Annotated in this window: 20 protein-coding genes; 1 reads left to right on the top strand and 19 read right to left on the bottom strand. The window is 62.5% G+C overall.

Translation table 11 applies throughout. The annotated features are described in order from the left end of the window. Window positions 1-19: 19 nt before the first annotated feature. On the top strand, window positions 20-1,249 hold the full coding sequence (serA, locus tag AC1DU8_RS10225; protein ID WP_457280870.1) for a phosphoglycerate dehydrogenase: 1,230 nt from the start codon (window positions 20-22) through the stop codon (window positions 1,247-1,249). A 99-nt stretch (window positions 1,250-1,348) separates the two neighbouring features. On the opposite strand, the gene AC1DU8_RS10220 is transcribed toward serA, so the two are convergent. The 19 genes from AC1DU8_RS10220 to AC1DU8_RS10130 all read right to left on the bottom strand — a co-directional run bounded on the left by AC1DU8_RS10220 (window position 1,349) and on the right by AC1DU8_RS10130 (window position 22,610). After that, window positions 1,349-1,954 carry a thioredoxin fold domain-containing protein gene (locus AC1DU8_RS10220; protein ID WP_477702040.1) on the bottom strand — a complete coding sequence of 202 codons (606 nt, stop codon included), beginning with the start codon at window positions 1,952-1,954 and terminating at the stop codon, window positions 1,349-1,351. A gap of 46 nt (window positions 1,955-2,000) precedes the next feature. Beyond that, window positions 2,001-2,840, bottom strand: coding sequence for an alpha/beta hydrolase family protein (locus AC1DU8_RS10215; protein ID WP_477666008.1), 840 nt, complete (start codon window positions 2,838-2,840; stop codon window positions 2,001-2,003). Further along, a complete protein-coding gene (locus AC1DU8_RS10210) occupies window positions 2,840-3,745 on the bottom strand; it encodes an SDR family oxidoreductase (protein WP_477666007.1) in 906 nt (301 codons plus the stop codon). The genes AC1DU8_RS10215 and AC1DU8_RS10210 overlap by 1 nt, the downstream gene beginning before the upstream one ends. Before the next feature lie 87 nt (window positions 3,746-3,832). Further along, window positions 3,833-4,294 carry a GNAT family N-acetyltransferase gene (locus AC1DU8_RS10205; RefSeq protein WP_457280866.1) on the bottom strand — a complete coding sequence of 154 codons (462 nt, stop codon included), beginning with the start codon at window positions 4,292-4,294 and terminating at the stop codon, window positions 3,833-3,835. Continuing rightward, the gene (locus AC1DU8_RS10200; protein ID WP_477666006.1) at window positions 4,291-5,229 is read right to left on the bottom strand and encodes a glutathione S-transferase family protein; all 939 of its coding nucleotides are present in this window, start codon (window positions 5,227-5,229) and stop codon (window positions 4,291-4,293) included. Before AC1DU8_RS10200 ends, AC1DU8_RS10205 begins: the two co-directional genes overlap by 4 nt. Before the next feature lie 33 nt (window positions 5,230-5,262). Continuing rightward, window positions 5,263-6,903, bottom strand: a complete 1,641-nt coding sequence (locus AC1DU8_RS10195; RefSeq protein ID WP_477690171.1) for an isovaleryl-CoA dehydrogenase — start codon at window positions 6,901-6,903, stop codon at window positions 5,263-5,265. A gap of 26 nt (window positions 6,904-6,929) precedes the next feature. Beyond that, window positions 6,930-7,946 carry an NADP-dependent oxidoreductase gene (locus AC1DU8_RS10190; protein WP_457280863.1) on the bottom strand — a complete coding sequence of 339 codons (1,017 nt, stop codon included), beginning with the start codon at window positions 7,944-7,946 and terminating at the stop codon, window positions 6,930-6,932. Window positions 7,947-8,054: 108 nt separating this feature from the next. Then, the gene (locus AC1DU8_RS10185) at window positions 8,055-8,504 is read right to left on the bottom strand and encodes a PaaI family thioesterase (RefSeq protein WP_477726696.1); all 450 of its coding nucleotides are present in this window, start codon (window positions 8,502-8,504) and stop codon (window positions 8,055-8,057) included. A 25-nt stretch (window positions 8,505-8,529) separates the two neighbouring features. Next, window positions 8,530-9,321, bottom strand: coding sequence for an SDR family oxidoreductase (locus AC1DU8_RS10180; protein WP_477672349.1), 792 nt, complete (start codon window positions 9,319-9,321; stop codon window positions 8,530-8,532). Window positions 9,322-9,506: 185 nt separating this feature from the next. Continuing rightward, the gene (locus AC1DU8_RS10175; protein ID WP_457280860.1) at window positions 9,507-9,737 is read right to left on the bottom strand and encodes a hypothetical protein; all 231 of its coding nucleotides are present in this window, start codon (window positions 9,735-9,737) and stop codon (window positions 9,507-9,509) included. Beyond that, window positions 9,737-11,599: an acyl-CoA dehydrogenase gene (locus tag AC1DU8_RS10170; RefSeq protein WP_477690169.1), complete on the bottom strand. Its 1,863-nt coding sequence runs from the start codon at window positions 11,597-11,599 to the stop codon at window positions 9,737-9,739. The genes AC1DU8_RS10175 and AC1DU8_RS10170 overlap by 1 nt, the downstream gene beginning before the upstream one ends. A gap of 91 nt (window positions 11,600-11,690) precedes the next feature. Beyond that, window positions 11,691-12,866, bottom strand: coding sequence for an acetyl-CoA C-acyltransferase (locus AC1DU8_RS10165; RefSeq protein WP_457280858.1), 1,176 nt, complete (start codon window positions 12,864-12,866; stop codon window positions 11,691-11,693). A gap of 46 nt (window positions 12,867-12,912) precedes the next feature. Next, on the bottom strand, window positions 12,913-15,021 hold the full coding sequence (locus AC1DU8_RS10160; protein WP_477726695.1) for a 3-hydroxyacyl-CoA dehydrogenase NAD-binding domain-containing protein: 2,109 nt from the start codon (window positions 15,019-15,021) through the stop codon (window positions 12,913-12,915). Between the two features lie 475 nt (window positions 15,022-15,496). After that, window positions 15,497-16,192, bottom strand: coding sequence for an ABC transporter ATP-binding protein (locus tag AC1DU8_RS10155; RefSeq protein ID WP_074574254.1), 696 nt, complete (start codon window positions 16,190-16,192; stop codon window positions 15,497-15,499). Beyond that, complete coding sequence (locus AC1DU8_RS10150) at window positions 16,192-16,968, bottom strand: ABC transporter ATP-binding protein (protein WP_457280856.1); 777 nt, start codon at window positions 16,966-16,968, stop codon at window positions 16,192-16,194. Before AC1DU8_RS10150 ends, AC1DU8_RS10155 begins: the two co-directional genes overlap by 1 nt. 117 nt (window positions 16,969-17,085) lie before the next feature. Next, on the bottom strand, window positions 17,086-18,378 hold the full coding sequence (locus AC1DU8_RS10145) for a branched-chain amino acid ABC transporter permease (protein ID WP_457280855.1): 1,293 nt from the start codon (window positions 18,376-18,378) through the stop codon (window positions 17,086-17,088). An 8-nt stretch (window positions 18,379-18,386) separates the two neighbouring features. After that, window positions 18,387-19,340, bottom strand: coding sequence for a branched-chain amino acid ABC transporter permease (locus AC1DU8_RS10140; protein WP_457280854.1), 954 nt, complete (start codon window positions 19,338-19,340; stop codon window positions 18,387-18,389). 82 nt (window positions 19,341-19,422) lie between these two features. Next, window positions 19,423-20,670, bottom strand: coding sequence for a branched-chain amino acid ABC transporter substrate-binding protein (locus AC1DU8_RS10135; RefSeq protein WP_457280993.1), 1,248 nt, complete (start codon window positions 20,668-20,670; stop codon window positions 19,423-19,425). A 311-nt stretch (window positions 20,671-20,981) separates the two neighbouring features. Continuing rightward, complete coding sequence (locus tag AC1DU8_RS10130; protein WP_477726694.1) at window positions 20,982-22,610, bottom strand: 3-(methylthio)propionyl-CoA ligase; 1,629 nt, start codon at window positions 22,608-22,610, stop codon at window positions 20,982-20,984. Between the last annotated feature and the right edge of the window lie 13 nt (window positions 22,611-22,623).

Here is a 22,623-nt window from a genome sequence, read left to right as displayed (position 1 = left end):
CTTGGCGCAGCGGCTTTCCATGAACAAAACTTCGGTCGACAAGCAAAAAATCAAATTCCTGTTGCTCGAGGGCATTCACCCCTCCGCAGTGGAAGTTCTCAAGGCGGCAGGCTACTCGCAGATCGAAAGCCTGGCCGGCGCGCTGCCCGATGACGAACTCAAGGCAAAAATCGCCGACGCGCATTTTGTCGGCATCCGTTCCCGCACCCAGCTCACTGCCGATGTGTTTGCCCAGGCCGGCAAGCTGGCGGCGGTCGGCTGCTTTTGCATCGGCACCAACCAGGTCGACCTGAACGCCGCCCGCGAACGCGGCATTGCGGTGTTCAACGCGCCTTTTTCCAACACCCGCTCCGTGGCTGAGCTGGTACTGGCCGAGGCCATTTTGCTGCTGCGCGGCGTGCCCGAGAAAAGCGCCGTGGCGCACCGCGGCGGCTGGCTCAAGTCGGCCGAAAACGCTTACGAAATCCGCGGCAAAACGCTGGGCATCGTGGGCTACGGCTCCATCGGAACGCAGCTGTCAGTGCTGGCCGAAGCGCTGGGCATGCAGGTCGTGTTTTTTGACGTGGTGACCAAGCTGCCGCTGGGTAACGCCCGGCAGGTGGCTCAACTCAAGGATCTGTTGGCCCAGTCCGACGTGGTGAGCCTGCACGTGCCCGAAACCCAGGCCACGCAATGGATGATGGGCGCGGCCGAGATTGCCGCGATGAAGCCCGGCAGCGTGCTGATCAATGCCTCACGCGGCACGGTGGTGGAGATCGAACCGCTGGCCGAGGCGCTGAAGCAGAAAAAGCTGCTGGGTGCGGCGATCGACGTGTTTCCGGTGGAGCCGCGCAGCAACAAGGACATTTTTGAATCACCCCTGCGCGGCCTCGACAACGTGATCTTGACGCCGCACGTGGGCGGCTCGACCATGGAAGCGCAGGAAAACATCGGCATCGAGGTGGCCGAAAAGCTGGTGAAGTACAGCGACAACGGCACCTCGACGTCTTCCGTCAACTTTCCTGAAGTGGCGCTGCCGGCCCACCCAGGCAAGCACCGCCTGCTGCACATTCACCGCAACGTGCCGGGCGTGCTGTCGGAAATCAACAAGGTGTTTGCGGCCAACGGCATCAACATCGCGTCGCAGTACCTGCAGACCAACGAGGCAGTGGGTTACGTGGTGATCGACATCGACGCAGCGCACTCCGATATCGCGCTGGCCAAGCTGGCAGAGGTGCCGGGAACCATCCGCAGCCGGGTTCTGTTTTGAACCGGGCCTGAGCCACGGCGCGCAACCGCTATCAAATATATAGCTGGTTGCGCCCGTCTCTATTGCGTTTCAGCCACTTTTTTCGAGGAAAAGACCAGATTACTGCGCTGCCGGCGGCTGTAAACCCAGCAAGGTGGCCAGAGCCGCCGTTGGCAATGAACCTTCATGTGACACCGTGGCGCCGGTCTGCGCGTGGGTTCCGACGATGGTGGGGATCGAAGCGAAACCCAGTCTGGTCATCAGCTCGGTGTTTTTGGCGACGGCTTCTTTTTGCGCGTCGATATTGCTGGCCGCACTGATGCCGCCGCGCCGGGCCTGCAGCGACGTTTCATGCGCGTCCATGGCAGCCACCGGGTCGCCGGCCGCCAGCAGGGTTGCCCCCTGGGCCGTACTGGCGGCGTTGAGCATGCCAACCGGGATCCAGACAAACCTGGCCTGGGACTTCAGCGGTTTTGCCGCTTCCCACAGGGCGCCGCAGTGCGGGCATTGCGCATCAAAAAACACATACACCGTGCGCTTGCTCATTAAAGCGCCGGCCGAAAAGCCTTTGGCGCCGGCTTCGATGGCAGCCACGGATACCGGTTCGGCGGCAGCCTTTGCCGACGGGCTGCCGGGCGCGGTGCCCGGCGCATCGTTACAGCCGGCAAGCAGCAAGCCGGCCGCGACAACGGCAGCCAGGGAAAGGCGGTTCAGGAATTTGGACATCATCAAAAGCGTTGAATGAAGGAGCGGCAAGGATAGCGCAGCGGCGCTATTTCGACAGCCTGTCGGCCAATTCCCCGGCCAGCATGAAGAACTCCGGCGCGCGCTGCACCGACACGTGGGTGGCGTTCATCGCATACGTGACCCGGGTTTTGACGCCGCGCGCCTGTAGCGCCCTGACATAGGCCTCGCTGAACTGGGGCAAGGTGTTCTCGTCCTTGTTGCCCGCCACCACGCTGATCTGCGTATCCGGGTTGATTTTTTCCGCTTCGGCCAGCGGTGAAAGGCTGCGGCTCCAGGCACCGGACTTGCCCGCAGAGCTGTTGCGCCATTGCCGCCATGCCGGCACATCGCAGGGGCAGGCGGCCAGCAAATAGGCATCAGCGCTGCCCGGAAAACGGCTGGCCAGCAAGGCCGCCATGGCCGCGCCGCCCGAATGGCCGACCAAGAGGATTTTTTTGCCGGGGTTGAGGCTGCGCAGGCTGCCCAGCGCGGCAGCAATGATTTCGGCGTTGCGGGGTGTGTAGTCGTCGTCCCCGGGGCCGGACTCGCCGTCCGATACGCCCAGATCGCTGCGGTAGCCGGGCCGCTGCATCGCCACGGTGACGGCCTGGAGCTTTTCGGCAAGCAAGGCTGCTGTGCCGCTGTCCGCTTTCAACTCCGTGCGCCCGCCATTGTCGCCGTGCAGAAAGACGACCAGTACCTTGGGCGTGATGCGGGACGTCTGGCCAGGCGCCAGCTTGCGGATGACAAGGCATTGCCGGGCGTCCCCTGCCCGTTCAATGCCGTCGGCAAGTTTTCCGTCGGGGCACTTCACCGGTTGTGCCAACGCGCCTGCCCCCGCCAGCCCAAGCAGCAGGCCGGCCCAAGCAAGGCAGCCGCGGCGCATCAGGCTCCGCGCAACGCGGCTTTCAGTTGCTGGCCAATTTCGGGCTTGTCGGCAAACGGATCCGTCGGGTTGCGTGCCTGCAGCACGTCTTCAAGCCGTGTCTGCACGGAGTTGATGGCTTTGGGGTGGCTGTAGATATAGAACCGGTTGGCTGCAATGGCGTCAAACACCAGTTTCGCCACATCGGCGGCGCTCACCTTGCCGGAGCCGACCGCCTTGCCTGTCATGGCCTGCTGGATCATCTGGCTCCTGGTGGGCTTTTCCGCGCCGAGTTCAGCCGGCCGGTTGCGGTGGCTCATGCCGATGCCGGTGGCCACAAAAAACGGGCACAGCACCGAGGCGCCAACCTGATCGGTCACAAGGCCCAGGTCCTGGTACAGGGTTTCGCTGAGCGCCACCACGGCATGTTTGCTCACGTTGTAGACGCCCATGTTCGGCGGGTTCAGCAGCCCGGCCATGCTGGCGGTGTTGACGATGTGGCCTTGCCAGGATGGGTCTTTGGCGGCTGCTTCCAGCATCATCGGCGTGAAGATGCGTACGCCGTGGACCACGCCCATGACGTTGACGCCCAGCACCCATTCCCAGTCTTTGACGCTGTTTTCCCAGATCAGGCCGCCCGATCCGACGCCGGCGTTGTTGAAGACGAAATGCGGCGCGCCGAAGCGCTCGAACACGGCCTTGCCCATGGCCTCCATCTGCGCGGCGCTGGAGACGTCAAGTTTGAAGGACAGCACCTGGGCGCCGGCGGCCTTCATCTCCTCGGTGGCCTTGTCCAACGCGTCCTGCTGCACGTCGACCAGCACCAGGTTCATGCCCAGTTTGGCGCCCAGGCGCGCGCATTCCAGGCCGAAGCCCGAGCCCGCGCCGGTCAGCACTGCGGTTTTACCTTTGAAGTCCGTGATCATTTTGGGGAGTCCTTGATGGCTGGAATGGGAAAATTGTCCGTGAGGCAAGGCGTCTCAGCTGTCACTCTGGGAACTTGAGGCAACTGTTCAGGCAATCCGCAACATCTCGATGTGCGGTATGCCGTCCTCGATGTAGGGCTGGCCGGTATTGGAAAAACCGTGCTGCAGGTAGAACTGCTCAAGCCGTGCCTGTGCGCCTATGCGAATGGGTTGCGGGCCCCAGTGCTGCTGTAAACGGCCAACGGCCTCTTTCATCAGCACATGGCCAACGCCGCCGCCGCGTGCCGAGGCATGCGTGACCACGCGGCCTATGCTGGCCTCCGCAAACTTCACGCCCGCGGCAAAGCAGCGCGCATAGGCCACCAGCCGCCCTTCGCTTGTGCCCAGCAAATGCATGGCCTCCATGTCGGCGCCGTCCATGTCCTGGAAGCTGCAGGCCTGCTCGACCACAAACACCTCGCTGCGAAGCTGCAAAATCTCGTAAAGCTCACGTGTGGTCAGCGCGCCAAAGGGAAGAAAACGCCAGGAAATACCGGTGTTGCTGCTCATGCCGGAGTTGCCGCTTTCAGGGTGTAGCCGATGCGGGGGAAATGCACATGCACGGTGCCGGCACGCGCATCGGTACGGCGCAGCGTGTAATGCATGCGGGTAGCGGCGATCAGCTCGCCCTCGGTGGGCTCCGGTCCAAAACTCTCGCCGCTGACCAGCACCTGGCTGCCCAAGGGAATGCCGTGTTCGTCCTGGAACAGATCGCCCGGCAGCGGCGCAGGGGTGGACGCGGCGGCCAGCGCCACAGCCTCGGCAGAGCTGAATTTTTCAATGCCGCCATGGCCGATGGCGGCCATGCGGTCCATCCATTCCAGCACGGCCGGCGTGAGGTTCAGGATGCCCGCGAGCACCGGTGTTTGCACCCGCGTGAACCACAGCGGGTGGTACATCGCGAAGTCGGCGATGCAGGGAACATCGCCCAATAGAAAAGGCCGATCGTCGAGCATGTCCGAAATCCGCCGCAGATAGGACTTGTAAGCCGCGGCGGCGTCGCTGGCGCGCAGGCGCGGCATGCCGGTGCTCATGGCCTTGCGGTCTTCGCCGAAGGCGCGGGCGGCTTCAGGTGGCGCCTTTTCAAAAATCTGGGCCACGCCCTTGGGCTGCGTGTTGTAGGCCATGGAGGTCCAGAACAGCGTGTTGTCGGCCCAATGCGCCAGCGTGCGCGCCAGGCCCTTGCTGGGTTCCGGGTACACCGAAGGCTCGGGTTGCAGGTGTTCCAGCACGTCGCTGATCAAGGCAGTGTCGCAATAAATGTCGGCGCCGATTTGCAGGATGGGCGTCTTGCGGTAGCCGCCGGTAAGCGCCACCACGTCGGGCTTGGGCATGATCATCGGGATGATGACGGACTTCCAGGGCAGGTTTTTGTAACCCAGCATCAGGCGGGTTTTTTCGGCAAATGGCGATGTGGGGTAGTGGTGAAGAATCAGCTCGCTCATGGGTGTCTCCGGGTGTTCTGGGTGTCTGGAAATTCAGCGGGGCATGGCCCGCGCGATGAGGGTGTCGAAATCGGTACCGGCGCCCAGCGTACCGAAAGCATGGCCCCAGTTGCCTGCAATGCGCGAGTCGCAAAAAGCGCTGAAGACGGCAGCGGGCGCGGTCTGGTACAGCAAGGCGGCCTGCACCGCCAGCGCGACGTCCTGCGCGAGCCGCCGTGCCTCCACTTCAGTCGCCATTTCTTCCACACGTGTGGGCAAGGCAGCAGCCAGCCGGTCCAGCGCCGGGTGCGCGCCTTTTGCGGCGGCCAGTTCCTGGTTCAGGGCCGCCACGGCGTCGGCTTTGCGCAGCGCGCGCAAAAGGTCCAGCGCCATGATGTTGCCCGCGCCTTCCCAGATCGAATTGAGCGGCATTTCGCGGTAAACACGGGCCATGACGCCCTCGCCGCCCTCCTCCACATAACCGTTGCCGCCCAGGCATTCCATCGCCTCCTGGGCGAAATGGCTACCGCGCTTGCAGATCCAGAACTTGGCGACGGGTGTCAACAGGCGCGCCATGGCAGCCTCGTGGGCATCGCCCGTGTGGTCGAAAGCCCGGGCCAGGCGCATTGCAAGCGCGGTCGCGGCTTCGGATTCAAGCGCGAGGTCGGACAGCACGTTCCGCATCAGCGGCTGGTCGATGAGCAGCTTGCCAAAAGCTTTTCGCTGCGAGGTGTGGTTCAGCGCCAGGGCCAGTGCCTGCCGCATCAACCCGCTGGTGCCCAGCGCGCAGTCCAGCCGGGTCATGGTGCCCATTTCGAGGATCTGCGGAATACCGCGGCCTTCGCCCCCGACCAGCCAGGCCTGGGCATCTTCAAATTCCACTTCAGAACTTGCGTTGGCCTTGTTGCCCAGCTTGTCTTTGAGGCGCTGGATGCGTATGGCATTGAGGCCGCCGTCGGGCAGCACGCGTGGCAGGAAAAAGCAGGAAAGGCCACTTTGGGTTTGGGCCAGTACCAGGAAGGCATCGCACATGGGCGCCGAGAAAAACCATTTGTGGCCGGTGATGGCATAACGTTCGCCCCAGCCGTCGCGGCCTGCGGGCTCAGCGCGCGTGGTGTTGGCCCGCACATCGGAGCCGCCCTGCTTTTCCGTCATGCCCATGCCCATGGTGAGGCCGGCCTTGGCCTGCCACAGCTTGAGTTCGGGGTCATAGGCACGGCTCGCCAGCTTGGGGCCCCAGTCGGCGTAGATGGCCGTGTTGCCGCGCAACGCGGGCGTGGCCGCGTAGCTCATGGAGATGGGGCACAGGATGGAGGGCTCGAGCTCGGTGAAGAGCATGAAGCCTGCTGCGCGCTGGACATGAGGAGATGGATTTTCGTCAGACCAGGGAGAGCCATGCAGGCCCGAGCCTGTCGCGAGTTTCATGAGCTCGTGATAGCCCGGATGAAACTCCACCTGGTCCACACGCCGGCCGAAACGATCATGGCTGTGCAGCGCCGGCCCATGCACATTGGCCAGGCGCGCGTGGGTCTGCATGGCCGTGCTGCCCAGCTTCGCACCGAGCTGCCTCAGCTCGTGCGTGTCCAGCGCTGGCGCATTAAATTTCAGCGCGTCGCGCAGCGGGCGATTGGTGTCAAACAGGTTGTAGTCCGACAGCGCTGCGGGCTGGTTGAAGACTTCATGCGTCATGTCCACCTCCTTTTGACCGCGCCGTGGTCGGGTCAGATCAGCTTGACCAACTGCTTGCCGAAGTTTTTGCCTTTGAGCAACCCGAGGAATGCTTCGGGCGCCGATTCAATCCCCTGCGCCACGCTTTCACGCGGGCGCAGCTTGCCGGTGCCCACCAGCGTGCCGAGTTCCTTGAGCGCTTCGGGCCAGACTTCCATGTGCTCGGCCACGATAAAGCCCTGCAGCTTCAGGCGGCTGGTCAAAATCAGCGCCGGGTAGGCCAACGGCATGGGCCGGCCGTCGTAGCCGGCGATCATGCCGCACAGCGCGATGCGGCCGAAAGCGTTCATGCGCGGCAGCACGGCGTCCAGCACCATGCCGCCCACGTTTTCAAAGTAGCCATCAATGCCATCCGGGCAGGCGTCCTTGAGAGCCTTGGTCAGCGAAGCGGCATCGGCGTGCACTTTGTAGTCAATGCAGGCGTCAAAGCCGAGTTCATCGACGGCATATTTGCATTTGTCGGGGCCGCCGGCAATGCCGACGGCGCGGCAGCCGCGTGCCTTGGCGAGTGCGCCGAACGCGCTCCCTACGGCGCCGGTAGCGGCGCTGACCACCATGGTCTGGCCGGCTTTGGGCTCAATGATTTTCACCAGTCCGTACCAGGCGGTGACACCGGGCATACCGACCGCGCCCAGGTAGTGCGACAGCGGTACGTGCGTGGTGTCCACCTTGCGCAGCGCGCCGGGCTGGTCGGCATTGACCACGCTGTATTCTTGCCAGCCACCCATGCCGACCACCTTGTCGCCGGGCTGGAATTTGGGCGAGCGGCTTTCCACCACCTCACCTGCCGTGCCGCCCAGCATGACCTGGCCCAGCGGATGCGGCGCGGCATAGCTCTTGGCATCGCTCATGCGGCCACGCATGTAAGGGTCCAGGCTCAGGTAATGGTGGCGCACCAGCACCTGGCCATCCTGCAGGGGCGGCGTGTCGCTGGACACCAGCATGAAGTTGCTGGCGACGGCTTCGCCGGTGGGACGGTTGTCGAGCAGGATTTGCTGGTTGATGGGCATGGAAGTCTCCTGTGTGTTGTCGGGAAAGGCAGATGATTTGCTATTGATTTGATAGCTGCTTGCGCCGGTGTTTATTGAGCTGGGCTGTGATTTAACCAATACCTCGGTTCAATCGGTTGATATGCCGCCGCCGGGTAGGTCCGGTGCGCCGGTGTTTTGGGTGGCGGTGGCAACCCGCCGCACGTACTTGAAGGTGCCCGTGGAGTGTGCACAGGCGCGGCCTTCCGCGTCATACAGCGTGGCCTCGGTAAACGCCATGGTGGTGCTGCGATGCATGAGCCGCCCCTTGGCTGTGAGCCGGCTGCCGTCACCGGGCGCCGGCCGCATGAAGCTGGTCTTCATCTCAATGGTGACCACGCCCATGTCTTTTTGCACACTGCGCGCGGCGGTCGCCATGGTCACGTCCAGCAGCGTCATGATGGCGCCGCCGTGCGTCACGGCAAATGAGTTGAGGTGCTCGGGCCTGGGTGCATAGCCTATGGCCGAGGCGCCGCCTTCGAACAGTTCGAGTTCGAATCCAAGGTGGTTGACAAAAGGGATGTCGGCGCCGAAATTCATTAGCTCTTCCCAACCCTTCACTTGATTAGCCGCCTGTTACCACTGATACACCGCCGTCCACCGCCAACCACTGGCCAGTGATGTGCTTGCCGGCGTCGGACGCATAGAGCACGCACAGGCCCTTCAGATCTTCGTCATCGCCCAGGCGGCCGAGCGGCGCATGCGAGGCGAGTTTTTCTTCGCCCAGCGCTTTCAGCGTGCCCACGGTCATCCGGCTCGGGAAAAAGCCCGGGCAAATCGCGTTGACGGTGATGTTGTACTTGCCCCATTCGCAGCCCAGCGCGCGCGTGAAGTTGATGACGGCGCCCTTGGAGGTGTTGTAAGCCACCGTGGTCATCTCGCGCGGATTGCCGCCCAGGCCGGCGATGGAGGCCACGTTGATGATGCGGCCGGACTTGCGGGCGATCATGCTGTGCTTGGCGATGTGCTGGCTCAGGATGAAATAGCCTCGGATGTTGAGGTTCATGACCTTGTCCCAGGCTTCGACCGGGTGGTCTTCGGCGGGCGCGCCCCAGGCGGCGCCGGCGTTGTTGACCAGGATGTCGACGTGGCCCAGGCGCTTGATGGCCTCGTCGGCCAGCGCGCGGATGTCTTCTTCTTTCGAGCAATCGGCGGCGATCCAGTCGACGTCGATGCCGGCGGCTTTGAGCTCTGCAGCGGACTCGACCAGGTCTTCAGCCTTGCGCGAACTCAAAATGACTTTAGCGCCGGCTTCGCCCAGCGCCTGGGCCAGTTGTAGGCCCAGGCCGCGCGAGCCGCCGGTTACGAGTGCGGTCTTGCCTTTGAGGTCGAACAGTTGCTGGATGGTGCGGGTCATGAAAGTAGTCTCCTGTTGATGTCATCGGGCTTGCCGGGCGCCGCATCGGGACTTCCGGCAAGGATGGGTTGCGAATAATCTGTCAGTTTTGGCCGTGGCTTCAATGCCGGGCGCGACGGTCTGCCATATTGGCACAACATCAGGGGCCTTGCAGGCTGCGCTGTCGTCGTGGCGACTTCAGGCCGCTACGAGCCGACGTTGATGCGGGAGCGCACGTAAACCAGCACCGCGCCAACCGCCGCCACAATGCCACCCAGCACCACCATGGACCAGCCGATGGCATCGTCCAGCCGCTGGACCGACAGACCCAATACCAACGTGAGCAGCCCGCCGTAAATCAGGACCCAGATCAGGGTCTGCAAGCGAGCCACGGCCTTGTTGGAAACAGGGTCAGCGGACGGTTTGAAAAAAGCCATTAAAACGCCTCCTCGGGTAAATCGGCACAGGTCAGGTCGCGGGTTTCAACGACCTTGAGCCAGGCGCCGATTTTGGGTAATTCGTAATGATAAAAATAGCGTGTAGCGCCCATCCGTCCTGCGTGAGCCGCTATCGAATTAGTAGCAGGCTGCTGCAATGCCAGGCTGGCCAGCGCCACGTCCAGCCAGATCCACGCCAATACGGTGTGGCCGAAGGCCTGCATGTAGGGTACCGCATTGGCCAGCGCCTGGCCGGGTTCGCCCGTGGCCCAGGCCGCCTTGGTGGCGCTGCCCACATGCTGCAATGCCTTGGCCAGTGCGTTGGCATGGGCGGCGAGTTCAGGCACCTGAATCGCCTTTTCAACCGTGGCGTTGATACGCGCTGCCAGCAATTGCAATCCCCTGCCCCCTTCCATCAGCACTTTGCGGCCCAGCAAATCCATGGCCTGGATGCCGTGCGTGCCTTCGTGGATCATGTTCAGGCGGTTGTCGCGCCAGTACTGCTCGACCGGAAAGTCGCGTGTGTAGCCGTAGCCGCCATGCACCTGTATGGCGAGCGAGTTGGCCTCCAGGCACCACTCGCTGGGCCAGCTCTTGGCAATCGGCGTCAGCACCTCGAGCAGCAGGCGCGCGTCGTCGGCAGCCTGCGCCTCGGCGGTGTGGTGTTCGTCAACCAGGCGGGCGCAATACAGCTCCAGCGCCAGCGCGCCCTCGCAATACGCTTTTTGCGCCAGCAGCATGCGCTTGACGTCGGCATGTTCGATGATGCGGATCTGTGGCTGGGAGGCGTCTTTGCCCACGGCACCGGTGCCGTTTTTAGAACCTCCGCCGACGGGCCGGCCCTGCGGCCGGTTTTTGGCGTAATCGAGGCTGGCGTAATAACCCGCCATGCCCAGCATGGTGGCGGCCGTGCCCACACCGATGCGTGCCTCGTTCATCATGTGGAACATGCAGCGCAGGCCTTCATGAGGCTTGCCGACCAGGTAGCCGACCGCGCCGGCCTGGCCATCCACAGGGTATTTGCCTTCGCCGAAATTGAGCAGCGTGTTGGTGGTGCCGCGCCAGCCCAGCTTGTGGTTCAGGCCCGCGAGCGCCACGTCGTTGCGCACGCCGGTGAGTTCGCCTTGGGTATCGACCATTTTCTTGGGCACGATGAAGAGCGAAATGCCGCGCGTGCCGGCGATCAGCTTGCCGTCAGGCCCCGGAATCTTGGCCAGCACCAGGTGGATGATGTTGTCGGTCAGCTCGTGCTCGCCGGCCGAGATCCACATCTTGTTGCCCTTCAGGCGATAACGTGGGCCCAGCGGGTCAGCCTCAAAGCCGTCGCCATCCGGGACCGCACGCGTGGTCACGTCGCTGAGCGAGGAACCGGCCTGCGGTTCGGACAAACACATGGTGCCCGAGAAGCGGCCGGAGAACTCGTTCCTGGCGAAGACTTCCTTCTGCATGTCGGTGCCATGCACCATCAGCAGGTTGGCATTGCCGGTAGTGAGCAGGCCTGAGCCGATGCTGACTGAGGCCATGGCGAAGAAGGCATTGGCCGCCGCTTCCACGGTATAGGGAAGCTGCATGCCGCCGACTTCGTAGTCTTGCGCGGCGCTGAGCATGCCGGAGGCGGCATAGGCCTTCTGCGCGTCGTGTGTGGCCTGCGGCAGGATGACTTTTTCGCCGTCGAAATGCGGCTCCTGTGTGTCCACTATGCGGTTGAAAGGCGCGTATTTTTCGCGCGCGATGCGCTCGCAGGTGTCGAACACCGCGTCGAAAGTCTCGCGCGAATGGTCGGCGAAACGCGCGCGCTGGTTCAGCGACTCGGCGCCCAGCCATCGGTAAAGCAGAAAGTCCAGCGTGGGCCGAAGGCTCATGACGGGCTCCCCGGTACAAGAGCGGGCGGCAAGGCAGGAAACACCTGCCCTTTCTGAAGGAGCAGGGTTTCATTCATGGTGGCTGCCCGGTTTAGAGAACTTCGTAAATGCCGGCTGCGCCCATGCCGCCGCCAATGCACATCGTCACGCAGACGCGCTTGGCGCCGCGGCGCTTGCCTTCGATCAGGGCGTGGCCCGTCAGGCGCTGGCCGGTCACGCCATAAGGGTGACCGACGGCAATGGCGCCGCCGTTGACGTTGAGCTTGTCCATAGGAATGCCCAGCTTGTCGGCGCAGTACAGCACTTGCACGGCAAAGGCTTCATTCAGCTCCCACAAATCGATATCGCTGATCTTCAGGCCCAGCTTCGCCAGTACCTTGGGGATCGCGAAGACCGGGCCAATGCCCATTTCGTCGGGCTCGCAACCGGCAACTGCGAAGCCAAGGAAGCGGCCCAGGGGCTTGAGGCCTTTCTTTTCGGCCAGAGTTTCGTTCATCACAACTACGGCGCCGCCGCCGTCGGAGAACTGGCTGGCATTGCCGGCCGCGATCACGCCGCCAGGAATGGCCGGCTTGATGCCGCTGATGCCTTCCTTGGTCGTGCCTTCGCGGATGCCTTCGTCTTTGCTCACAGTAACTTGTTTGGTGGAGAGGCCCATGACCTTGTCGGCCACGCCGGCTGTCACGGTGATCGGTGCGATCTCGGCTTCAAAGAGGCCTGCAGCGAGAGCTGCGGTTGCTTTTTGCTGGCTCAGTGCGCCGTACTCGTCCATGCGGTCGCGCGAGATGTTGTAGCGTTTGGCGACCTGCTCAGCGGTCTGGAGCATGTTCCAGTAAATCTCGGGCTTGTTCTTGGCAAGCCAGGTTTCCTGCAGCATGTGGGTGTTCATTTCCTGCTGCACGCAGGAAATGCTTTCGACGCCGCCGGCCACGTAGATGTCGGCTTCGCCAGCGATCACGCGCTGGGCCGCCAGGGCGATGGTCTGCAGGCCGGACGAGCAGAAACGGTTGACTGTCATTCCCGATACCGTCACCGGGCAGCCAGCGCGCAGGGCGATCTGGCGTGCGATGTTGGCGCCCGTGGCGCCTTCGGGCGTGGCGCAGCCGATGATCACATCATCGACTTCGGCGGCCTCGATGCCGGCGCGTTTGAGCGCGTGCTCGACGGCATGACCGCCCAGGGTGGCGCCGTGTGTCATGTTGAAGGAGCCCTTCCAGCTCTTGGCCAGGGGGGTGCGTGCGGTGGAAACGATTACTGCTGAAGTCATGGAATTCTCCGGATTCTGGGACGTTGATCTGTGCGGTCTGCTGGGCTTAGGTGGACAGGTTGAAGGTCTTGCCTTCAGCCGCAAGCTTGGCCAGCAGGGGCGCGGGCTTCCAGAATTTGGCGTCGTCCAGCGGGTTCTGCGCGAAGCGGTTCATGCTTTGCACCACATTGAAGAGACCGACCTGGTCGGCGTACAGCATGGGGCCGCCGCGGTAGACCGGGAAGCCATAGCCCATGATGTAGACCATGTCGATGTCGCTGGCCTTGGAGGCAATGCCCTCTTCCAGGATGTGCGCGGCCTCGTTGACCAGCGAATACACCAGGCGCTGTACGATTTCCTCGTCAGAGATCTTGCGCGGTGTGATGCCCAGGCTGGTGCGGTGGTCTTCAATCATCTTGACGACTTCGGCGTTCGGGATCGCATCGCGCTTGCCGGGCACGTAGTCGTACCAGCCGGCGCCGGTTTTCTGGCCGAAGCGGCCTTTTTCGCAAAGAAGGTCAGCGGTCTTGCTGTACTTCATGTCTGGTTTTTCGGTGTAGCGGCGCTTGCGGATCGCCCAGCCGATGTCGTTGCCGGCCAGGTCGCCCATGCGGAACGGGCCCATGGCAAAGCCGAATTTTTCAATCGCCTTGTCGACCTGTTCGGGCGTGCAGCCTTCGTCGAGCAGGAAACCGCCCTGGCGGCCGTACTGCTCGATCATGCGGTTGCCGATAAAGCCGTCGCAGACGCCAGAGACCACGGCCGTCTTCTTGATCTTTTTGCCCATCGTCATCACGGTGGCCAACACGTCCTTGCCAGTCTTGGCGCCGCGCACCACTTCCAGCAGCTTCATCACGTTGGCTGGGCTGAAGAAATGCAGGCCGACCACGTCTTGCGGACGCTTGGTGAAGGCGGCGATCTTGTCGACGTCCAGCGTGGAGGTGTTGGAGGCCAGAATGGCGCCCGGTTTCATCACGCGGTCCAGTTCCTTGAAGACCTTTTCCTTGACACCCATCTCTTCAAACACGGCCTCGATCACCAGGTCGGCGTCTTTGAGGTCGTCGTAGCTGAGCGTGGTGCTCAGCAGTCCCATGCGCTGGTCATATTTGTCCTGCTTGAGCTTGCCCTTCTTGACCTGGGCTTCGTAGTTCTTGCTGATGATGCCGAGGCCTTTGTCCAGGGCCTCCTGCTTCATCTCGAGAATCTTGACCGGGATGCCGGCGTTCAGGAAATTCATGGCAATGCCGCCGCCCATGGTGCCTGCGCCGATCACAGCCACCGAATTGATCTCGCGCTTGGGCGTGTCTCCCGGCACGTCGGGGATCTTGGAGGCCGCACGCTCAGCCATGAAGATATGGCGCAGCGCGCGGCTTTCGGGTGTCCACATCAGGTTGATGAAGCACTCGCGCTCAAAAGTCATGCCGTCTTCGAATTTCTTCTTGGTTGCGGCTTCGACCGCATCCACGCACTTCAGCGGCGCGGGGAAGTTTTTCGCCATCCCCTTCACCATGTTGCGGGCGAACTGGAAGTAAGCGTCGCCATTGGGGTGCTTGGCGCGCAGGTCACGCACCAGCGGAAGCGGCCGGGTGTCGGAAATCGATTGGGCAAAGGCCAGGGCTTCCTGGGCCAGCGATTCGGGCGAGGCAGCAAGCTTGTCGAACAGTTTCTGACCGGGGATTTGCGCGAGCAGTTCGCTCTTGACGGGTTCGCCGCTCACGATCATGTTCAGGGCCGGTTCCACGCCGAGCACGCGCGGCAGGCGCTGCGTGCCGCCGGCGCCAGGCAACAGGCCGAGCTTGACTTCAGGCAAGGCCACATTGGTGCCAGGCGCGGCGATGCGGTAGTGGCAGCCCAGGGCCAGTTCCAGGCCACCGCCCATGCAGACGGAATGGATCGCGGCGACGATGGGCTTGCCGGAATTCTCGACCGCACGGATCACGCTCAGCAGATTGGGTTCGATCAGCGCCTTGGGCGTGCCGAACTCCTTGATGTCGGCGCCGCCCGAAAAGGCTTTGCCTGCACCGGTGATCACGATGGACTTGATGGCGGCGTCGGCGTTGGCCTTCTGGATGTTGTCGGTCAGGCTCAGGCGTGTGGCGTGACCCAGGCCGTTGACGGGTGGGTTGCTCAGCGTGATGAGCGCGACGGGGCCGTGAACTTCGTAAAGGGTGGTCATTGCGTTGCTTCTTTCCTTGATGGAGTTTCAGTTTTCGGTTGTCTCGGCTGGCGCTGCGGCCCGGCACGCGCTGGTCGGGCGCACAAAAAAGTACGACCGTTCTTTTTCCATTGTAGGGGGCGTTTGTGACGGCACAAGTCTCCGGATGGACTGTTCAGTCTATTTTTGTCCCAGCGGCGACATGCCCGGGACAATCCAAACCGTTTGTAGAACCTGTTTACAGCCTAAACGGGGCCGCGTTGGGGTGCAATCGGGATGAGTGGGCCGCTCGGGCTCTTGCATGGGCTAATGCCCATGCAAGAGCCTGGGTGGCTCAATCGCCCGATTTCACCCCAACCCGGAGGGCAAGCGCCTTCTCGGGCGGTCCGCGGCGTTGCGGCGCTAGCTCATAGCTGGGCTATGGGCGTCGCACCGCGCCTTGCATCCCATCCCGAGAAGGGGCTTGCGCGGCCCCGTTTAGGCTGTAAACAGGTTCTCACACTTCCAGCCACTCTTTGCGGATGTAGGCATCGGCCCGCAGGCTGTCGGGTGTGCCGTCAAACACGATGCTGCCGTGGCCCATGACCAGCGCGCGATCGGAAATTGCCATGGCAATCGTCAGTTTCTGCTCGATCAGCAGTACCGAGATGCCCTTGGCCTTCAGCGTTTGCAAATACTGCCCCACCAGCTCAACGATTTTGGGCGCAAGGCCTTCAGTGGGCTCGTCGATGATGATGAGGTCGGGATCGCCCATCAGCGTGCGGCACAGCGTGAGCATCTGCTGCTCGCCGCCCGAGAGCACGCCGGCCTCGGTGTGCTGGCGTTCGCGCAAGCGTGGGAACATCTGGTACATGTCTTCAAACGACCAGCGCGAGCCCTTGCCTGAACCTTTCTGGCCCAGCAACAGGTTCTGGTGCACCGTGAGCTTGGGGAAGATGTCGCGGTTTTCCGGCACATAGCCTATGCCGAGGTGAGCGATCTGGTAGGCCTTCTTGCCGACAATTTCCTGCTTTTTCCAGAGGATGGAGCCCTGGCAGTCGACCAGGCCCATGATGGCCTTGGCCGTAGTGGAGCGCCCCGAGCCGTTGCGGCCCAACAGCGCAACAATCTGGCCGGGTTGCACGTCGAAATGCACGCCATGCAGCACGTGGCTTTTTCCGTAGAAGGCGTGGAGGTTCTGGATATGCAGCATCAGTGGCCACCTCCATGCGCTTGGGCGTCCGCAACAGAAGAGCCGAGATAGGCCTCTTGCACACGCTGGTCTGCGCGCACGGCTTCCGGCGTGTCGTAGGCGATGATCTCGCCATAGACCACCACCGCGATCTTGTCGGCCAGACCGAACACCACGCCCATGTCGTGCTCCACCGTCAGCAGGGTCTTGCCCACGGTGACTTCCTTGATCAGATTGATGAAGCGGCTGGTCTCCGAGCGGCTCATGCCGGCTGTGGGTTCATCCAGCAGGATCACGTTCGCGCCGCCGGCAATCGTGATGCCGATTTCGAGCGCGCGCTGCTCAGCGTAGGTCAGGTTGGTGGCCAGCACATCACGCTTTTTGTCGAGCTTGATCATGGCCATCAACTCGTCTGCGCGCTCGTTGGCGTCATCCAGGTCGGCCAGGAAGCGGAAGAAGGTGTACTTGTAGCCCAGGCTCCACAGCACGCCGCAGCGCAGGTTTTCAAACACACTGAGCTTGGGGAAGATATTGGTGATCTGGAAGCTGCGCGACAGACCCAGCCGGTTGATTTCAAACGGCTTTTTGCCGTCGATGCGCTGGCTATTGAGCAGCACTTCGCCGCTGGTGGGCTCAAAGCGCCCGCTGATGAGATTGAACAAGGTCGACTTGCCGGCACCGTTGGGGCCGATGATGGCGACGCGCTCGCCGGCCTGTACCTGGAGGTTGGCGCCGCGGATGATTTCGGTCTTGCCGAAGCTCTTGCGCAGGTCTTTGAGCTCAAGCGAATAGTTCATATCAACCTCCCCACCAGCCAGGGCCGCGGAACCGGCTTTGCCGGGCCGCAGGCGCAGCGCCCCAACCACCATGAAAGGGGCAGCGAGCCGCAGGCTCGAAGTGACGAGCGTGGGGGCTCACAGTAATTCCCTTCGCTTGATTTCTTTCTCGATGTCATTTTGTATCTGGCCCCATTGCGTGAGGAATTGCCGGCGCGTGAGCTCGAACAGCCCCAGGCCGGTGACAAGCACAAAGCCGGCGCCCAGCCAGCTGTTGAGGTTGGTGGCGTTGAGGCGCACGCCCATAAAGCCAAGCTCGGGGCCCAGGGCCGCGTTGAGCTGCAGGTGGTAGACCATCTCCACCATGGCGGCCGCGCCGGCGAGCGCTGTGAAGGCCGTTACGGCCAGGCCCAGGTAGCCCACCCACAGCTCCCTGAGCTTGCCGAAGGAGGCTATGCGCAAATTCATCATGATCAGGCTGGCAATGCCGCCGGGCGCATACATCACCATGAACAGGAAGACCAGGCCCACATAGAGCAGCCAGGCCATGGACAGTTCCGACAACAGGATCAGCGCCAGCACCAGCAGGCCGGCGCCGATGATGGGGCCGAAGAAGAAGGTGGCGCCGCCCAGGAAGGTGAACAGCAGCAGGCTGCCTGAGCGCACACCGCTCACCACTTCCGCCGTGACGATTTCCGAATTGATGGCCGCCAGACCGCCACCTATGCCGGCGAAGAAACCGGCAATGATGAAGGCGTAGTAGCGCACGCGCTGCGTGTTGTAGCCGATGAACTCCACGCGCTCGGGGTTGTCGCGCACAGCGTTCAAAATCCGGCCCAGCGGCGTGCGCGTGAAGGCGAACATGGCCGCCGTGCAGATGAAGCAATAAAACGCGATCAGGTAATAAACCTGGATCTGCGGGCCGAAGCTGATGCCGAACACCGGCTTGCCGTAAGCGCGGTTGGTGGTGATGCCGCCCTCCCCGCCGAAAAACTCTGGGAACATCAGCGACATGGCGAACACCAATTCGCCCACGCCCAGCGTGATCATGGCAAAGGTGGTGCCGGCCTTCTTGGTGGTGACGTAGCCGAACAGCACGGCAAAGAACAGGCCCGACAGGCCACCCACCAGCGGGATCAGCGGCAGCGGGATGTAAAAGCTGCCTTTGGCGGCCAGATTCATCGCGTGCACGGCCAGGAAGGAACCCAGCCCGGCATAGACCGCATGGCCGAAACTGAGCATGCCGCCCTGCCCCAGCAGGATGTTGTAGCTCAGGCAGATGATGACCAGGTAGCCGGCCTGTGACAGCATGGTGAGCGCCAGGCTGCTCTTGAACATCATGGGCGCGGCAATGAGCAGCAGCGCGTACAGCGACCACAGCAGCCAGCGGCCGACGTTGTAGGGTTTGAATTGGTGGTAAGCGGTAGACATGTGGCGATTCATCCTTCCCGTGTACCAAGCAAGCCCTTGGGCCGGAAGATAAGGATCAGCACCAAAAAGAGGAACGGCAGGATGGGCGCCACCTGCGAAATCGTGAGCTTGAGCAGCGGATAGCCAAAGGTCTCGGGCGTCACGGTGTAGCTGAATTTCGCCAGCAGTGTCATCAACGACTGGTCCATCTGGATCGCGAAGGTCTGGATCAGGCCTATCAGCAGGGACGCCAGGAAGGCGCCGCTCAGCGAACCCATGCCGCCCACCACCACGACCACGAAGATGATGGCGCCGACCGAGCCGGCCATGGCTGGCTCTGTGATGAAGGTGTTGCCGCCTATGACGCCGGCCAGGCCCGCGAGCGCCGCGCCGCCGCCGAAAACCAGCATGAAGACGCGCGGCACGTTGTGGCCCAGTGCCTCCACGGTTTCAGGATGCGTGAGCGCGGCCTGGATGACCAGGCCTATGCGCGTACGCGTGAGCAGCAGCCAGATGCCGGCCAGCATGGCCAGCGAAATGAACATGATGAAGGCGCGCGATTTCGGGAAGTTGGTACCGAACACCGTGAACAGCGGCCCCTGCAAGCCTTCGGGCAGCACGTAGTTGACGGCCGATCGGCCCCAGACCAGTTGCACAAGTTCCAGCAGCAGGTAAGACAGCCCGAAGGTGACCAGCAACTCGGGCACGTGGCCGAACTTGTGCACCTTGCGCAGGCAAAAGCGCTCGAAAGCCGCACCCATCACAAACACCAGCAGCGGCGCCACCAGCAGCGACCACCAGAAGCCTATGACCTGCGAGGTGCTGTAGGCGATATAGGCGCCGACCATGTAGAAGGACGCGTGCGCGAAATTAAGCACGCCCATCATGCTGAAGATCAGCGTCAGGCCGGAACTGAGCATGAACAGCAGCAAGCCGTAGCTGAGGCCGTTGAGCATCGCGATGGTGAAGGATTCCAGATTCATCGATAAGCGCCTGTTGCAAAAAGCCGGATGAAAAAAGGCCCGAACTCGGATCGGGCCTGTGTCCGTCAGCGGGACGCGGGAATCACCCCGGGCGCTTCATCTGGCACGAGGTAGGCGTGCTGGCCACATAGGGCTCATAGTATTTGACCGGCACAAAGGTGTAGCCGGTGTTCTCGGCATCGTAAGGGTATTTGCCGCCGGCTTTTTCCCATTTGTCGATGTAAAGGCCCTGCTGCAGCTGGTGGTCGGTCTTTCGCATCTCGACATCACCGTTGAAGCTCTTGAAGCGCAGGCCTTCCATGGCCTTGGCCACGACGGCCGGCTCGGTCGATTTTGTCTGCGCCATGGCTTCGGTCAGGATGGTGAAGGCGTGGTAAATGGCGCCGGTGTAGAAGTCGTCGTTGAACTTCTTCTTGTAGTCGGCCTGGATCTGCTGGATCTCGCCGCCCATGTTGAGGTGGTTGTAGGACACCATATAGACCCGCCCGGCCGAGGCCGCGCCCAGGGCGGTCGGCGTGCCGGTGACGCCGGCGTAATAGGTGTAGAACTTGACGTTGTTCAGGCCCGCCTCGTTGGCGGCTTTCACCAGCAGCGAGAGGTCGGACCCCCAGTTGCCGGTGATCACGGTGTCGGCACCCGACTGTTTGATCTTGGCGATGTAGGGCGCGAAGTCGCGCACCTGCGCCAGCGGATGCAGGTCCTCGCCGACGATCTGGACGTCGGGGCGCTTGGAGGCCAGGTTGGCCTTGGCGAATTTGGCAACCTGCTGGCCGTGCGAGTAGTTCTGGTTGATCAGGTAGACCTTCTTGATGTCGGGCTGGTCCTTCATGAAGGCCGTCAGGGCCTCCATCTTCATGGAAGTGTCGGCATCGAGCCGGAAGTGCCAGTAGTCGCACTTGCTGTTGGTCAGGTCCGGGTCCACCGCGGCGTAGTTGAGATAGACGACTTCCTTGCCGGGGTTGCGTTCGTTGTATTTGGACAGTGCATCCATGATGGCGAGCGCCGGGCCGGAACCGTTGCCCTGCACCACGTAGCGCGCGCCCTGGTCGATGGCGGACTTCAGCGCATTGGTGGTTTCCTGCGGGCTGAGCTTGTTGTCGATGCCGATGATCTCGAACTTCACGCCGGCCTTGTTCTTCTTGCTGAACTGCTCGGCCAGGAACTGGAAGCCCTTGAGCTGGTTGGTGCCCACGGCCGCCATCAGGCCGGACAGCGGATCAAGCCAGGCGATCTTGACAGTCTGGTTCAGGTTGACGGCACCGGTGGCCGGTGCTGCAACTGCAGCTTTGGCGGGCGCTGCGGCCTTGGCGGGCGCCTGGGCCAGCGCCATGCCGCTGTAAAGCATGGAAGACACCGCCAGGGCGATGCCTGCAGGCCGTGCGAAAAATCGGTTCTGGGTTGTCATCCCTTGTCTCCTGAAAATTGTATGAATGCGCGGTGAATCCGCAGAGGGAACCGGCAAAGGTTAGGTCAAATGATGTTGCACTGCGTCAGGGAATGCCCTAGCCGATGTCACCCACGTGACCCCCACGCTTTTCACTTCGTGTAATGCGCTGCCCCCCGAGGGGGCCGCTGCGCCTGCGGTCTGGCAAAGCCAGTCCCGCGGCCCCGACTGGTAAGGGAGGTCACCGCCCTTTTGTTTTATGGCTGTGGCAATTTGTAATCTTTAAGAAGTTCGCGCAGCTTGGTCTTGAGCATCTTGCCGGTGGCGCCCAGGGGGATGGCGTCGACGAAAACGACGTCGTCGGGGATTTGCCATTTGGCGGTCTTGCCGTCGTAGAAGCGCAGCAGCTCGTCGCGCGTGACGTCCATGCCGGGCTTTTTCACGACCGCGATGATGGGGCGTTCATCCCACTTGGGATGGGCCACGCCTATGCAGGCAGCCATGGCGACGGCTGGGTGCGCCACGGCGATGTTCTCGATCTCGATGGAGCTGATCCATTCGCCGCCGGACTTGATCACGTCCTTGCTGCGGTCTGTAATTTGCAGATAACCGTCGGCGTCTATGGTGCCGACGTCGCCCGTCGGGAACCAGCCGTCCACCAGCGGGTCACCGCCCTCACCCTTGAAGTATTCGCGCACAATCCACGGCCCCTTGACGTAAAGGTCGCCAAAGACCTTGCCGTCCCAGGGCAGTTCCTTGCCGTCGGCATTGACGATCTTCATGTCGACGCCGTAGATGGCGCGCCCCTGCTTGAGGCGTATCTTCATTCTTTCTGCTTCCGGCAGTGCGTCGTGCTTGTTCTTGAGCGAGCACAGCGTGCCCAACGGGCTCATCTCGGTCATGCCCCAGGCGTGCAGCACTTCCACACCGTAGTCTTCGCGGAAGGCATTGATCATGGCGGGGGGACAAGCAGAGCCGCCAATGACGGTGCGACGCAGGCTTGAGAACTTCAGCCCGGCAGGCTTCATGTGGGTCAGCAGCATCTGCCAAACGGTGGGCACGCCGGCTGCGTAAGTGACCTTCTCGGCCTCAATCAGCTCATAGATCGATTTGCCGTCGAGCGCAGGCCCCGGAAACACCAGCTTGGCACCGGTAAGCGCGGCCGAGTACGGAATGCCCCAGGCATTGACATGGAACATGGGCACGACGGGCAGGATGGCATCCCGTGCGGAGATGGACATCACGTCAGGCAGCGCGGCCGCGTAGGCGTGCAGGGTGCTGGAACGGTGGCTGTAGAGCGCGGCCTTGGGGTTGCCCGTGGTGCCGCTGGTGTAGCACATGCTCGAAGCGGTGTTTTCGTCAAAATTGGGCCAGGCGTAGTCGGCAGTCTGGGCACCTATCCAGCTTTCGTAGCTTTGCAGATTGGGGATACCAGAATCGGCCGGCAACTGGTCGGCGTCGCACAGCGCGATGTAGTGCTTGATGGTCGGGCACCTGGCATGCACGGCCTGCACCAGTGGCAGAAAACTCAGGTCAAAGCACAGCACCTGGTCTTCGGCGTGGTTGGCGATCCAGGCGATCTGGTCCGGATGCAGGCGCGGGTTGATGGTATGCAGCACCCGGCCAGATCCGCTCACGCCGTAATAAAGCTCCAGGTGCCGGTAGCCGTTCCAGGCCAGCGTGGCAACGCGGTCGCTGAATGCGAGCTTCAGGCCGTCCAGCGCATTGGCAACCCGGCGCGCCCGATGGGCGACATCCTTGTAGGTGTAGCGATGCAGGTCGCCCTCCACGCGGCGCGAGACGATTTCGGCGTCGCCATGATGGCGCTCCGCAAATTCGATCAGGCCGGAAATCAGCAGCGGCTGGCTTTGCATTAACCCAAGCATCGGGAAGTCTCCA

This window comes from Polaromonas sp. P3_A5 (genome assembly GCF_056403055.1).
Note: the sequence above shows the minus strand (reverse complement) of the source record. Positions and strands in the feature narration are given on the sequence as shown.

What these genes read in the sequence shown, in the direction of transcription:
- AC1DU8_RS10155 (WP_074574254.1), bottom strand. Translation starts at nt 16,192, where the DNA reads ATGCTGCATATCCAGAACCTCCACGCCTTCTACGGAAAAAGCCACGTG.
- AC1DU8_RS10135 (WP_457280993.1), bottom strand. Translation starts at nt 20,670, where the DNA reads ATGGCGCTGGCCCAGGCGCCCGCCAAGGCCGCAGCGCCCGCCAAAGCT.
- serA (WP_457280870.1), top strand. Translation starts at nt 20, where the DNA reads ATGAACAAAACTTCGGTCGACAAGCAAAAAATCAAATTCCTGTTGCTC.
- AC1DU8_RS10170 (WP_477690169.1), bottom strand. Translation starts at nt 11,599, where the DNA reads ATGAGCCTTCGGCCCACGCTGGACTTTCTGCTTTACCGATGGCTGGGC.
- AC1DU8_RS10210 (WP_477666007.1), bottom strand. Translation starts at nt 3,745, where the DNA reads ATGATCACGGACTTCAAAGGTAAAACCGCAGTGCTGACCGGCGCGGGC.
- AC1DU8_RS10215 (WP_477666008.1), bottom strand. Translation starts at nt 2,840, where the DNA reads ATGCGCCGCGGCTGCCTTGCTTGGGCCGGCCTGCTGCTTGGGCTGGCG.
- AC1DU8_RS10150 (WP_457280856.1), bottom strand. Translation starts at nt 16,968, where the DNA reads ATGAACTATTCGCTTGAGCTCAAAGACCTGCGCAAGAGCTTCGGCAAG.
- AC1DU8_RS10200 (WP_477666006.1), bottom strand. Translation starts at nt 5,229, where the DNA reads ATGAGCGAGCTGATTCTTCACCACTACCCCACATCGCCATTTGCCGAA.
- AC1DU8_RS10190 (WP_457280863.1), bottom strand. Translation starts at nt 7,946, where the DNA reads ATGCCCATCAACCAGCAAATCCTGCTCGACAACCGTCCCACCGGCGAA.
- AC1DU8_RS10140 (WP_457280854.1), bottom strand. Translation starts at nt 19,340, where the DNA reads ATGAATCTGGAATCCTTCACCATCGCGATGCTCAACGGCCTCAGCTAC.
- AC1DU8_RS10165 (WP_457280858.1), bottom strand. Translation starts at nt 12,866, where the DNA reads ATGACTTCAGCAGTAATCGTTTCCACCGCACGCACCCCCCTGGCCAAG.
- AC1DU8_RS10205 (WP_457280866.1), bottom strand. Translation starts at nt 4,294, where the DNA reads ATGAGCAGCAACACCGGTATTTCCTGGCGTTTTCTTCCCTTTGGCGCG.
- AC1DU8_RS10160 (WP_477726695.1), bottom strand. Translation starts at nt 15,021, where the DNA reads ATGACCACCCTTTACGAAGTTCACGGCCCCGTCGCGCTCATCACGCTG.
- AC1DU8_RS10180 (WP_477672349.1), bottom strand. Translation starts at nt 9,321, where the DNA reads ATGACCCGCACCATCCAGCAACTGTTCGACCTCAAAGGCAAGACCGCA.
- AC1DU8_RS10185 (WP_477726696.1), bottom strand. Translation starts at nt 8,504, where the DNA reads ATGAATTTCGGCGCCGACATCCCTTTTGTCAACCACCTTGGATTCGAA.
- AC1DU8_RS10175 (WP_457280860.1), bottom strand. Translation starts at nt 9,737, where the DNA reads ATGGCTTTTTTCAAACCGTCCGCTGACCCTGTTTCCAACAAGGCCGTG.
- AC1DU8_RS10145 (WP_457280855.1), bottom strand. Translation starts at nt 18,378, where the DNA reads ATGTCTACCGCTTACCACCAATTCAAACCCTACAACGTCGGCCGCTGG.
- AC1DU8_RS10220 (WP_477702040.1), bottom strand. Translation starts at nt 1,954, where the DNA reads ATGTCCAAATTCCTGAACCGCCTTTCCCTGGCTGCCGTTGTCGCGGCC.
- AC1DU8_RS10130 (WP_477726694.1), bottom strand. Translation starts at nt 22,610, where the DNA reads ATGCTTGGGTTAATGCAAAGCCAGCCGCTGCTGATTTCCGGCCTGATC.